This is a genomic window from Dokdonia sp. PRO95, assembly GCF_000355805.1.
Taxonomy (GTDB): domain Bacteria; phylum Bacteroidota; class Bacteroidia; order Flavobacteriales; family Flavobacteriaceae; genus Dokdonia.
Genome location: NZ_CM001837.1, coordinates 2,377,185 through 2,390,134, shown reverse-complemented (window position 1 = coordinate 2,390,134; position 12,950 = coordinate 2,377,185). Strand labels below are relative to the sequence as shown.

Below are 12,950 nucleotides of genomic sequence, written 5' to 3'. Positions count from 1 at the left end.
CATTTACAAGTATCTTAGTATCCTAGATATTCTTTATTAGTACATTATGAAAGCTTTATTTACACTCATCCTAGGTTTTTTAATCGCGCTTACCTCCTACTCACAAGAAATTACAGGAGACTGGACAGGTACCGTAGACTTTCAAGGAAAAAAGCTGGACTTTGCTTTTCACATTCAAGAAGAAAATAGCGCTCTTGCCACCACAATGGATATCCCAAGCCAAGGACTCATGGCGGGAAAAGCAGCAACTACTACGTTTACAAATGACACTCTCGTTGCGACTTTTCCAGATTTTAATATCATATACAAAGGTGCTTTTGAAAATGATCGCTTTACGGGTAATATTATCCAAAATAACTTTCCCGTATCACTCAACCTCGAGCGTGGTGTAATCACATTAAACAGACCACAACAACCGAAGGCGCCCTTTAACTACACCACAAAAGAACTCGTTTTTAAGAATAAGGAGGACGATATCCAACTTGCCGGTACACTCACGCTGCCTAATTATATTAAGAATCCTCCCGTAGCTATTATCATAAGTGGTAGCGGCCCGCAGAATAGAGATGGAGATATGTTTGGCCACCAGTTATACTACGTCCTTGCAGATTATCTCACCAGACAAGGGATTGCCGTTTTTAGATACGACGAGCGCGGCGTAGGTAAATCTACTGGAACTTTTAAAACTGCAGGTATCCCAGAGTTTACGAGAGATGCCACGGAGGCACTTGAGTATCTTAAAAAGCGTTCTTATCTCAAGGAGTCTAAATTTGGTTTTATAGGTCATAGCATAGGAGGGATTATTGCTCCGCAAATTGCGGCAACTAATGATGATGTAGATTTTACAGTCATGCTCGCAGGACCTGGAATAGCCGGTGACCAACTCATGCTCTCACAAAAAGCAGCGCTAGAACGGTTACTTAATGTACCAGAAGCTCAAATACAACAAGGACTAGAAATGATAGGACTTGCTTATGAGATCATTGTAAATGCTCCAGAAAATCATAGAGACCTAAAAAACGAAGTAAATGCAGCCTTACTTAACAAACTTGGTCCTAATGTACCCGCACAGCAAGTGGAATCCATCACAAATCAAATCACTACTCCCGAGATCATAAGTCTACTAAGAACGAAGCCAAGTACATATTTAAGTAAAATCAAAACTCCTATTCTCGCAATGAATGGCAAAAAGGATTTACAAGTTCCTTATGAAGAGAATCTGGAAGCTATAAAAGAAGCTTTTGCATCTAGTAATAATGAGCGCACAAGAACAGTAGCCTTTGAAGGGCTTAATCATCTCTTTCAAGAAAGCACCACTGGCGCGTTAACGGAATACTCAGAAATAGAGCAAACCATGGCTCCAAGAGCACTAACGCTCATTGCAAAATGGATTAAGGAAGAAACGATACGATAATTAATTAAGAACCTTATCTATAGCTTCCTCATAGGCAGGAAACTCAATGAGGTTATTATGTCCACCTTCTGGAATGGTAATTAATACCTTTTCTTGTTGATCTATGCTGTCAAATAATCGTTTTCCGTGGGCGTATGCCACCACTTCATCTTCTGTACCATGAAACACCGCAATAGGTGATTGCACATCATTTATATAGCGATACGTTGGGAATTCATATTTAAGTAATTTCTTGACTGGAAGGATAGAAAATCTTGAGCTTGCCTCGTTTTCAATACTGTAAAATGGGGTTTCTAGTACGAGTTGGCTCACATTTTCTTTAGACGCCACATAGGTCGCAAAGGTTGTCCCAAGACTTCTACCGTAGCTTATTATTGGAGTTGTGGGATATTGCGCTTTCGCGAAAGCGTACCACAGCAAACTATCATCATATAAATTTTGCTCAGTAAGCGCTCCTCCACTCTTGCCATACTGACGATAATCCATCACCACGACATTATATTGTTTCTCAACAAAAAACTGCACAATCTCTCCCCAGCGAGCAAGACTTGAAGCGTTACCGTGAAAGTATAAAATGGTTCCTTTGGCATCATCCACCTGAAAGTTAAGTCCGTGCAAGCGTGCTCCATCTTGAGCATCAAGCCAAACCTCCTCAGCCGGATGTTCAAAATCAAAAGCATAATCCTGCGGCAACTGCTGCGGATGAAAAATAAGATTGTCTTGAAAGAAGTATAAACCTCCACAGAGAATCGCGTATAGGTTTGCAACAATAAATAGTATAATCAATGGTTTTTTGAGCTTTTTCATGAATGCTGCCTTGATGGATGCGTTGCAAAAATACTATTCTTCTTTTCGTTTACAGAAAATACCGCAGAATGAGGCGTGGCTTCAATAAATGCTGTAGGATTAAAAATTCATAAATAATGAGGTATTTGTGATACTAGATGAAGTCTATATCGCTACGAAAATAATATTAACAATCTCAGTATCTGCCATTAACATAATTTTATGAAAAGGTTATCAAGTTGCAGATTATCTTACAGAATCTTAAAAAATCAAAAAACACAGATCATGAAAAACTTAAAAACAGCTGCTTTTGTCCTTATGGCAGGAGCCTTTGTTGTTACCTCGTGTAAAGACAATGCCAGTGGTGACAAGGCACAAGCAGCAGATGCAAAACTCTCGATAGACTATGAAAAATACGAACTTGAAAACGGACTAGACGTTATCTTGCATCAAGATAGTAGTGATCCTATTGTATCGCTTGCCATACAATATGCCGTAGGTTCTAACCGTGAGAAGACTGGACGCACTGGTTTTGCACACCTTTTTGAGCATATGCTCTTTCAAGAATCTGAAAATGTACCACAAGATCAGTTCTTTAAAACGGTGCAAGATGCCGGAGGAACATTAAATGGAGGTACCTGGAAAGATGGAACTATCTATTATGAAACGGTACCTAACAATGCACTAGAAACAGTTTTATGGTTAGAATCTGACCGTATGGGATTCTTGATTAATACAGTAACCGAATCTGCTTTTGAAAACCAGCAAGAGGTGGTTCAGAATGAAAAAAGACAACGTGTAGATAATAATCCTTACGGTCACACGGGATGGGTACTTGATAAAAACATCTATCCAGAAGGTCACCCATATAACTGGCAAGTTATTGGCGAACTAGAGGATTTACAAAATGCTACGGTAGCAGACGTAAAAGAATTTTACGACAAGTTTTATGGTCCTAACAATGCGACACTCGTACTTGCAGGAGATTTTAAAACTGAAGATGCAAAAGCACTTATTGAGAAGTACTTTGGTGAGATCAAAAAACGCCAAGATGTAGCTCCACTTGAGCCACAGCCAGTAACAATCGCCGAAACAAAGAAACTATACCACGAGGATAACTTTGCTCAAGCACCACAATTACACCGTGTGTACCCAACAGTGCAGCAGTATACAGATGATGCCTACGCATTAGATTTCTTAGCTGAAATTCTTGCAAGCGGAAAGAAAGCTCCTTTATATAAGATTCTTGTAAAAGAAAAAGATCTTACTTCAAGAACAACAGCTTACAATAATAGCCAGGAAATTGCAGGAGAATTTCACGTGATTATCACTGCAAATAGCGGTGTAGATCTTGATCAAATTGAAGCAGCAATAGACGAAGGTCTTGCAAAATTTGAAGCAGAAGGCGTTACAGATAAAGATATAGAGCGTATCAAAGCTGGTCTTGAGACTGGTTTCTATAACGGCATAAGCAGTGTAAATGGTAAAGCGTTCCAACTAGCAAGCTATAATGTATTTGCTGGTGAGCCAGATTTTATTGAAAAAGATATTGAGAACATCAAAGCGGTTACAAAGGAAGATGTAATGCGTGTGTATAACACTTACGTAAAAGGGAAGCCATATGTGCAAACGAGTTTTGTACCTAAGGGCCAACTTAATCTTATTGTAGAAAACTCTGTAAAAGCAGATGTTGTTGAAGAAGAGATTAAAGAGAATGTAACTAAAGTAGTAAAAGACGAAATTACAGAGGTAGTAAAAACACCATCTAAAATTGATCGTGCTACGCCTCCATCTGTAGGAGACGCTCCTGCTCTTAAAATCCCATCTTCATGGGAAGCAGAACTTTCTAACGGTATTGAAGTGTATGGTATTTCTCAAAATGAAATCCCTACGGTAAACTTTAACCTCGTGATAGAAGGTGGTCACCTACTAGATAGTATGGAAAAAAATGGGGTTGCAAACCTTATGACTGATATTATGATGGAGGGTACTGCAAATAAAACTCCAGAACAGTTAGAAGAAGCAATAGAATTACTAGGAGCAAGTATCAATATGTATACATCTCGTGAGGCGATCACTATTCAGGGAAATACGCTTACGCGAAATTTTGCTGCTACCATGGACCTTATAGAAGAGATTTTATTTGAACCTAGATGGGATGAGGAAGAGCTAGGACGTATCAAGACCGCTACTATTAACGGTATTAAGCGCAGCGCTGCAAATCCTAATGCAGTAGCAAATAACGTATATAACAAAGTACTATACGGTGAAGATCACATCTTTTCTTACCCTACAAGTGGTACAGAGGAGTCTGTAAATAGCATCACCATGCAGGATTTAAAGGATTTTTACAATACTAACTTCTCTCCTTCAGTAAGTCGTTTCCACATCGTAGGTAAAATTGAAAAAGAAGATGCACTAGCAGCACTTGCAGATCTTGAGTCTAAGTGGGAAGCAAAAGATGTTACAATCCCAGAATATCCTGTAGCAAATAATAGAGATAAGTCCTCACTCCTATTTGTAGACATTCCTAATGCAAAGCAATCTGTGATTAACATAGGATACATAGGGATGGCTCGTACAGATAAAGACTTCTACCCTGCCGAAGTGATGAATTACAAACTAGGAGGATCTTTCTCTGGTGCTGTAAACCTTATTTTACGTGAAGAAAAAGGATACACTTATGGAGCGCGCACCTACTTTAATGGATCTAAACTTCCAGGTACGTTTACAGCTTCTTCAAGTGTGCGTACAAATACAACTGGAGAATCTGTTGAGATTTTTAGAGATGAGATTAAAAAGTACAAAGAAGGAATTTCTGAGGAGGATCTTGCTTTTACAAAAAATGCACTCATTAAATCTAATGCACGTCGTTTTGAGACACAATTTGCCTTATTAGGAATGCTACAAGAACGTAGCGCTTATGACCTTCCTACAGATTACATTGAGAAAGAGGAAGACGTAATACGTAACATGACCTTAGAGCAGCACAAAGCGCTTGCAAATAAATATCTTGATGAAAACAAGATGGCTTACCTCGTAGTAGGTGATGCCGCAACACAATTTGCACAGTTCAAAAAAATGGGCTTTGACGAAGTAAAAATGCTCGACAAAGATGGTAATGAAGTAGATCTTAAGAACGTCAAGCAATAATGTGAATAAAAGTACAGTGAATTTCATTAAAAGAGTCTCCACAGGGAGACTCTTTTTTTTGTGATAAAGGATACGCTTTCGCGAAAATATGAACCACAAAAAATTAACTAAAACACCTGAAAAATTTAACTAGAAAAGAAAATCACCAATTCACAATTAGAATAAATTTAGCCCATTTACCGAATGCTTGTAAATTATAAACTAACATATAATGTATTATGAAAAAGTATTTGCTCTCCTCTTTAATCGCGGCTGTTCTTCTTACGTCTTGTGAAGGAAATGTTAGATTTAACGCTAGTGCAGACCATTTACCTAGTGTGGATGAAGTAAGCCTTACAGCTGTAGGAATGCTAGAAAAAGAGTCTTTTGTATTTACAGTTTCTGAAGTTTCCTTTTTAAATGCGTTTCAGGCAAAAGCACGAACACTGGGCCTACAGCTTGTTCCATCATCATTAAAGGTGATAGATGTAGAAGGTAATAAGTATTTACGAGTATTTAGCAACGACAACTACGTATCAACCTTTGCCTTAGAGCTAGATGAAAAAGGAACCTACAGCACAGGAGCAACGATGTGCACCTCACAAACCACCTTTGGCGAAGCTTGCTTACCAAATGGAATGCAATGTATAAAGTTTGTAGATGAGTTTGGTGACACCTCTGAGGCAGTCTGTATTAGATCTACAACCTTAAGAGATCAGCTGGCTTTTAACAATTAAGGAAGTTTCTAGTTGAGAATAATGAGTGCATAAAAAAACCTTCAATAGCTTGTGTTGAAGGTTTATATATTTTCGCGTAAGCGTAAAAAATATCTTAGCTATTTTCTTGCTCTCTTTTAAGCTTGCGCTCTTCTCTTTTCTCTTTCATAAATTCAATAAATGAACCTCCTACCCAGTAAGGGATTACAAATGTGAGAAGGAATATCATTAACCAAAATCCTATAGTAAGGATAGTTAAAAATGCGAGAAAACCTAAATATTGGTCAAAATCGAACATAGGATCGTGTCTTTTCTTGTTTGCAGCAAAGATAGTTGATATTATTTATTTTTCACAAGAGAAAAAACACATTTATTGACAGCTTATCAACGATGTGAAATGAAGCCAAATGTTTAAATTTGTGTACCAATTTTAACACATTCAATTATGGAATATAGAATCGAGAAAGATACGATGGGCGAGGTAAAAGTACCCGCAGATAAATTATGGGGAGCTCAAACAGAGCGCTCAAGAAACAATTTTAAAATAGGTGCTCCTGCATCTATGCCTATCGAGGTTGTACACGGTTTTGCCATTCTTAAAAAAGCAGCTGCTTACACTAACTGTGAGCTAGGTGTCCTTTCTACCGAAAAAAGAGATCTTATTGCACAAGCCTGTGATGAAATTCTTACAGGAATGCATGACGATCAGTTCCCACTAGTAATCTGGCAAACGGGTTCTGGAACTCAAAGTAACATGAATGTAAACGAGGTGATTGCAAATCGTGCTCACCAACTAGCAGGAAAAGTAATAGGCGAAGGGGAAAAAACACTCGCTCCTAATGATGACGTAAATAAATCACAATCTTCTAACGATACATTCCCAACTGGGATGCATATCGCAGGATATAAAAAAGTAGTTGAGACTACAATCCCTGGAGTACGTAAATTAAGGGATACCCTTAAAGCGAAAGCAGAAGCCTTTAAAGACGTGGTTAAGATAGGGCGTACGCACTTAATGGATGCTACTCCACTTACACTAGGTCAAGAATTTTCTGGTTATGTATCACAACTTGATCATGGTCTAAAGGCGCTAGACAATACGCTTGACCACCTTTCTGAGCTTGCATTAGGTGGTACAGCAGTAGGAACTGGTCTTAATACTCCAAAAGGATATGCTGAGCTTGTAGCTTCTTATATGGCAGATTTTTCTGGACACCCTTTCCGCACTGCCGAAAATAAATTTGAAGCACTTGCTGCACACGATGCTATTGTTGAAACGCACGGAGCTCTCAAACAACTTGCAGTATCTCTCAATAAAATTGCAAATGATATTAGAATGCTAGCTTCTGGACCACGTAGTAGTATTGGAGAAATTTCAATTCCTGCAAACGAGCCTGGATCATCTATAATGCCTGGTAAGGTAAATCCTACGCAATGTGAAGCCATAACAATGGTGTGTGCGCAAGTAATGGGTAACGATGTTGCTATAGGTGTAGGAGGTATGCAAGGACATTATGAACTTAATGTTTTTAAACCTATGATGGCTGCAAACTTACTACAGTCTGCACAGCTTATAGGCGATGCGTGTGTATCATTTGCAGATCATTGTGCTTCAGGTATAACACCTAACAATGAGCGTATTAAAGAGCTTCTAGACAACTCACTAATGCTAGTGACTGCTTTAAATACTAAGATAGGATATTACAAAGCGGCAGAGATTGCAAACACCGCTCATAAAAACGGAACTACACTTAAAGTAGAAGCTATCAACCTAGGATATGTAACTGCAGAAGAATTTGACGAATGGGTACGTCCTGAAGATATGGTCTAATTTTTGTACAATAAATATCGTTAAAATGCACTAAGAACCCGACAAAGTTGTAACTTAGTGCGTTTTAACGTATTATTGTTTATCAAATTTTAGATCTAATGAAGATATTAATGGTTCTTTTGGCTTTGCTATGCATCAGTGCGGGCACTCCATTTGAATCTATTAATTACCTCAGAGATACAAGTGGTACACTTACCATAGATGAAGTTAAGAACACTAGCTTTAATACAACTACCTCAGATAACCTAGGAACAGAAAATGGTATTTACTGGTTTAAGATAGATGGTATAACTGCAGATAGAGAGATTCTCGAACTAAAATCTTCTCACGTTAATAATCTAGCATTATACGATTCTAGTGGTAAAGAACTTAACATTATGAAGGATACACGTTTTCCTTCATATTTTTTAATCAAAAGAAATCTTGAATTCCCACTTTACCTCAAAGCAAATTTTCCAGTAGAAGCATATTTCCCTATTCACCACTCTGACGAATCTTCTTTTGCGAGTAGAGAAAAAAGAAGCTTACTAAGTATTGGTTTCTTTTACGGTACAGCAATAGCACTTATAGTAGCAATTTTAGTGTTTTACTTTATAGTTAGAAACACGCAATTCCTATTTTTTGCTTTCTTAGTGCTTGCCGTTCTCTTAAGTATCCTTACAAAGGATAATGTTTTGTATTTATTTGGGATTAGTAGTGGCATATCTACATCTCTTGAAATATTTGGACATTATTTAGTAGGTCTTTCTGCTACTGGCTTTATGATGTTTTACTTACAAGTAAGACCGCATCAAATGTGGATCAAATATGCTATGCTCACACTGAGCACACTGTCTACTATATTCCTAATTACTTATCTAATTAGTGATAACATAATCGGTTTTATAGGGGTAGATATTACGTGCATCGCAACCGTTATTTTAATGTGGGTATTGATGCTTATGATTGCAAAAGGAGCTCGTAAACTAATTCTTATAGGCGTTTATAGTATCAATATATTATTTCTAGCAGACTATTTTATTCTTCATATTTTTAATTTATCCTTTATAAATTATACACCTGCACAGGTTGCTGTAGCAGCATCTTTTAATTTTACACTTATCGCGATATTGTTACTTGTTTCTTTTAAGGACATCCAGAAAAAAAGTGTCTTGATGAAGCATAAATTAATGCTTCATGTAAAGGAGATTAAAGAACTGAGTGCTTACAAGAACGTACAAGATGCAGATGATAATTATATGGAATCTTTGATTTACCAATATGGCCTTGAAAACATGGAAGTGCGTATACTAAACGATATTTCTAAAGGACTCAGCAATGAGATGATTGCCTTAAAACACAGTCTATCTGATGACAAACTACAACAATTAACAAGCAGTCTTTATTCAAAACTTGGACTTGATAACGGTACTGATCTAAAGGACTTATCGTTCTAACTGGGCTTTAAAAGATGTGTTAAGTAGACACATTTTATTTCTAACCTATCTATCTATACTTTGTAAGTAAGAGCTCAAGATTTTCTTATAGTCATTCCCAGCCTTAATTGCGCATTATATTATTATTATACAAGATATGTACGAGTATAGCACTCGTATTAAAGTGCACAGCCATTAATTCAAGATAGAATTAATGGCTGTAAAATGCATATTCAAGTACTGTAGCCTTCTACGCTTTACTTTTATTCACGTAAAACTTTCTATATTTTCTATATGAGAAGAAACCTAACACAGACAATACGCCTAGAGTAACAAATATCTTTTGAGTAGCGATGTCCCCTCCACTCTGGTAAGCATGAAGCCCAGATAGGTAATAGTTTACTCCCCACCAAGTAAAGAGAATACTCCCTAGTGCAATAATAGATGAGAAATTAAACAGCCATCTTCCTCTTAGTCCTGGTATGAGTCTCATGTGTATGACGAAGGCATACACAATAAGTGAGATAAGCGCCCAAGTTTCCTTAGGGTCCCAACCCCAATATCTTCCCCAGCTCTCGTTTGCCCACTGTCCTCCTAAGAAGGTACCTATAGCAAGTAACACCATACCTACAGTAAGCGCAAGCTCATTAATAATGGTAATCTCTTTGATGCTGAGATCCATTCTCTCTTTATTCTTCTCTGTGGTAAAAATCATTAAAAATAGAGAGACAATACCTAAAATAGCACCAAGTATAAACGGACCATAACTCGCCACAATTACCGCCGTGTGAATCATAAGCCAGTAACTATTTAATACCGCTTGTAGATTGGCAATCTCTGGGTTCATCCAGTTTAACGAAGCTGCCCACAAAATAAATGCTCCTACAAAAGCAGTACTGGCAATGGTAAGCATACTATCTTTTCCAAAGGCTAGACCAAAGAATACTGTTGCCCATCCCACATACAATACAGACTCATAAGCATCACTCCATGGTGCGTGACCTGAAATATACCAACGCCATATAAGACCTCCGGTATGAACTATAAATAGCACAATGATAATAGCTGCTCCTAGTTTACCCATAAACGTAATAAACTTACTTGGGTTAAAAATTGCAGCAATCACAAAAATCATCATGAACACAGCTGCAAGCATATACATCCAGTATAGCTTAGTAAATACATCGTGCTCGTTGTAATATACCTCTGCTTCAATTTTTTCTTTTGAAGGCATGATATCATTACTATGCGTACGCTGGAATTTCTCTATACCAGCAAGCACTTTATCTGCATCAGAGTAGTCTCCAGACTGTCTTCCTTTTTGCAAGCTCATTAAATAAGCAGGAAATATTTGATTTGCAATCACAGAATCTGTGGCTCTGTATGCTGCATCTTTAACTTCTATAGGTGATATCCACTTATTATTAGGATCATTTGGCTTTGGGAAAATCTTTAAAATCTCCTTTACTAAGGTTCTATCTAGTAACCCTAAACGTTGATCCATTTCTGTAAGCTCCTTAGCTATTTTAGTTTGGTTAATTTCAGAATATGCATCTGCAAGGAATGGCCCTAACTTGTATTTAAAATCTGGAGTAAAGAAGTCCATCTGTTTAAAGTACTTTCTGTCTGATGGTACTCCTACAATATTACGTAGGCTGTCGTTACCTTTTTTGAGATAGATAAGCTCTGTGAATGTCCATATCTGAGGATTCTCAATCATGGAAAGCATTACTTGGTCTGCAGTAAGACCTTCATAAGTATCACTTCTACTCAGCTTACGTAAGAGCATACTAGAAAAAGTATTTACCGGCATCATACGCCCTCCATCTTCTTGTATCACAAGTTTTCCAAACTTTTGGGCATGCTCTAGTGGCACTGCATTCTCAACAATGAGTTTCTTAATTTCCTCCTGCGTAGGCATCGTTTGCTGGTGCGTTACCTCGCTGTGACCGTCTAAGCCTAATATATCTTCAATATTCTCACTACTGGTAGCAACCGTATCGCGCACCTCAACATTTCCGTTTGAGACTTCTGGTGCTTTGTTAGATAAATCTTCTTGTGCGTATCCCGCTTTCGCGAAAGCGAAAAACAACAACACTGCAGCTAGTTTTGCTTTTTTGATCTTGATTTTACCTAATCGCTTTTTGAGTTCGCCAAAACGAGATCCCTTGTCAAATAAAATCAACATCATTCCGATATAGAGTAAAAAGTATCCAATATACGTAACCCAAGTACCCCAAAAATCGTGACTTACAGAAAGAATAGTTCCACTCTCATCTGGTAAAAAGCTCGCTTGAAAAAAGCGAAAGCCTTTGTGGTCTAGTACGTGATTCATGTAAATATCATAATCAAAGTTCTCATCTCCATCCTCTACAGTTACTTTACTTTCGAACGATGAATAGCTATTTTCTGTTCCAGGGTAACGCTCTGCAATAAAATCATTGAGTTTTATAGCAAATGGTAAAGGCATTGCCTCACTTCCATAAGAAAGGTAAGCCGTAAGGCCACCCACTTCAACCTTCTTCTTGTCATTACTGTAACCTTTTCCTCCTAACAAGCCTACAGTTTTAGTCTCGCCATTTACAGTCACATCTACAAACAATGCATCTTCTTGGTTCTTCTCTGCTACTTCCTTTGCAACAATACCTGTACGCCCACGTATTGCAGGTTCTGGAATCACTAAGAGTTTTCCTCCTAAATTATATAATGCTCTTAATTTAAGTGGTTGTTCTACAGCTTCTGGAACTTCGCTTTTAGCTTGTGTAGCCATGACCGTTACATCACCGGCAAATGGTGATGAAAACGTATAGTTTTCTCCATCAAAGCCTATATTTATTGCCCCATCTGTAGGCTTATTAAAAGCATACAACACATTGTGAATATTTACTAGCTCCCCCTCTACTAGAAAGTGCTCATGACGCTGATTATCTGTACCAGTTTCTACAATCTTAAGATGCCAAAGTCCGTTTTCATCCTCTACAAAACCATCTTCTGCGCCATCAATAAACTTATTAAAATTGAAAGAAATATCTGTGTAATCATTTCGGTCTGTAGCGCTATGATTAAAACGCTCTGTCCATGAAAAATCGTTATCAAGACGTGGAGACAAAGACAACTCCTTTTTTAATGGGCGACGCATAGGCTGTCCGTCACGCTCACCATCTAGAAACACATCTAGATACGTTTTCTCACTTAAAAACGTATTTTCTGATGCTCCCTCCTCTATAACCATTACGCCCTCGTAACTTATATACTTTGTGATACCAGCTCCTATTAAAATAATGATAAAAGAGGCATGAAAAATAAGGGTGGTTATCTTCTCTTTACGCAACAATTTATAGCGAAAAATATTACCTACAAAGTTGATCACAAACATGATGTGAATTAGCGTAAACCACCAAGCATCATAAATCCAATATCTTGAGTAAGGAGTAGGAGAAGTTTCTTGCCCTTGATCTAAAAAGGTACCTACTGCCATTGCGACAAAGTAAGCTATAAACAATATCCCCATCAGTCTTGTGGAGAATAAAATAGAGGCGATTTTCTTTTGCATAATATAGGCCAATTTTACCGTGTGCAAAGATAACCTACGAGGCTCGAAAAACCTTAGAGAGACGCTTCATAAAAAATGAAAGCTGAGCACATTTAAAAAAGCC

General features: G+C 37.7%; 8 protein-coding genes. 5 read left to right on the top strand and 3 right to left on the bottom strand.

The window, feature by feature from the left end:
- Positions 1–46 precede the first annotated feature (46 nt).
- Entirely contained in the window at positions 47–1,414 is a 1,368-nt protein-coding gene (locus D017_RS10845) for an alpha/beta fold hydrolase (RefSeq protein ID WP_035336506.1), read from the top strand.
- Here D017_RS10845 and D017_RS10840 read toward each other — a convergent pair whose 3' ends face one another.
- Positions 1,415–2,221 carry an alpha/beta hydrolase gene (locus D017_RS10840; protein ID WP_035336505.1) on the bottom strand — a complete coding sequence of 269 codons (807 nt, stop codon included), beginning with the start codon at positions 2,219–2,221 and terminating at the stop codon, positions 1,415–1,417.
- A gap of 264 nt (positions 2,222–2,485) precedes the next feature.
- On the opposite strand from D017_RS10840, the gene D017_RS10835 reads away from it, so the two are divergent.
- Together D017_RS10835 and D017_RS10830 are read left to right on the top strand one after the other, a co-directional pair.
- Positions 2,486–5,353, top strand: coding sequence for a pitrilysin family protein (locus D017_RS10835; protein ID WP_035336504.1), 2,868 nt, complete (start codon positions 2,486–2,488; stop codon positions 5,351–5,353).
- 218 nt (positions 5,354–5,571) lie between these two features.
- Positions 5,572–6,069: a hypothetical protein gene (locus D017_RS10830; protein WP_035336503.1), complete on the top strand. Its 498-nt coding sequence runs from the start codon at positions 5,572–5,574 to the stop codon at positions 6,067–6,069.
- A gap of 94 nt (positions 6,070–6,163) precedes the next feature.
- Here D017_RS10830 and D017_RS10825 read toward each other — a convergent pair whose 3' ends face one another.
- Positions 6,164–6,346 (bottom strand): hypothetical protein, encoded by a 183-nt coding sequence (locus D017_RS10825; RefSeq protein WP_013751789.1) that lies wholly within the window; start codon positions 6,344–6,346, stop codon positions 6,164–6,166.
- Between the two features lie 147 nt (positions 6,347–6,493).
- Here D017_RS10825 and fumC point away from each other — a divergent pair, with 147 nt between their 5' ends.
- Both fumC and D017_RS10815 read left to right on the top strand, forming a co-directional pair.
- Positions 6,494–7,879, top strand: coding sequence for a class II fumarate hydratase (gene fumC, locus D017_RS10820; RefSeq protein ID WP_035336502.1), 1,386 nt, complete (start codon positions 6,494–6,496; stop codon positions 7,877–7,879).
- Positions 7,880–7,977: 98 nt separating this feature from the next.
- A complete protein-coding gene (locus tag D017_RS10815; protein ID WP_035336501.1) occupies positions 7,978–9,315 on the top strand; it encodes a 7TM-DISM domain-containing protein in 1,338 nt (445 codons plus the stop codon).
- Positions 9,316–9,544: 229 nt separating this feature from the next.
- Here the strand turns inward: D017_RS10815 and ccsA are convergent, their stop codons facing one another.
- Positions 9,545–12,847: a cytochrome c biogenesis protein CcsA gene (ccsA, locus tag D017_RS10810; protein ID WP_035336500.1), complete on the bottom strand. Its 3,303-nt coding sequence runs from the start codon at positions 12,845–12,847 to the stop codon at positions 9,545–9,547.
- Between the last annotated feature and the right edge of the window lie 103 nt (positions 12,848–12,950).

Coding starts and splice junctions, on each gene's coding strand:
- D017_RS10845 (WP_035336506.1), top strand. CDS start 47: ATGAAAGCTTTATTTACACTCATCCTAGGTTTTTTAATCGCGCTTACC.
- D017_RS10815 (WP_035336501.1), top strand. CDS start 7,978: ATGAAGATATTAATGGTTCTTTTGGCTTTGCTATGCATCAGTGCGGGC.
- D017_RS10840 (WP_035336505.1), bottom strand. CDS start 2,221: ATGAAAAAGCTCAAAAAACCATTGATTATACTATTTATTGTTGCAAAC.
- D017_RS10825 (WP_013751789.1), bottom strand. CDS start 6,346: ATGTTCGATTTTGACCAATATTTAGGTTTTCTCGCATTTTTAACTATC.
- ccsA (WP_035336500.1), bottom strand. CDS start 12,847: ATGCAAAAGAAAATCGCCTCTATTTTATTCTCCACAAGACTGATGGGG.
- D017_RS10835 (WP_035336504.1), top strand. CDS start 2,486: ATGAAAAACTTAAAAACAGCTGCTTTTGTCCTTATGGCAGGAGCCTTT.
- D017_RS10830 (WP_035336503.1), top strand. CDS start 5,572: ATGAAAAAGTATTTGCTCTCCTCTTTAATCGCGGCTGTTCTTCTTACG.
- fumC (WP_035336502.1), top strand. CDS start 6,494: ATGGAATATAGAATCGAGAAAGATACGATGGGCGAGGTAAAAGTACCC.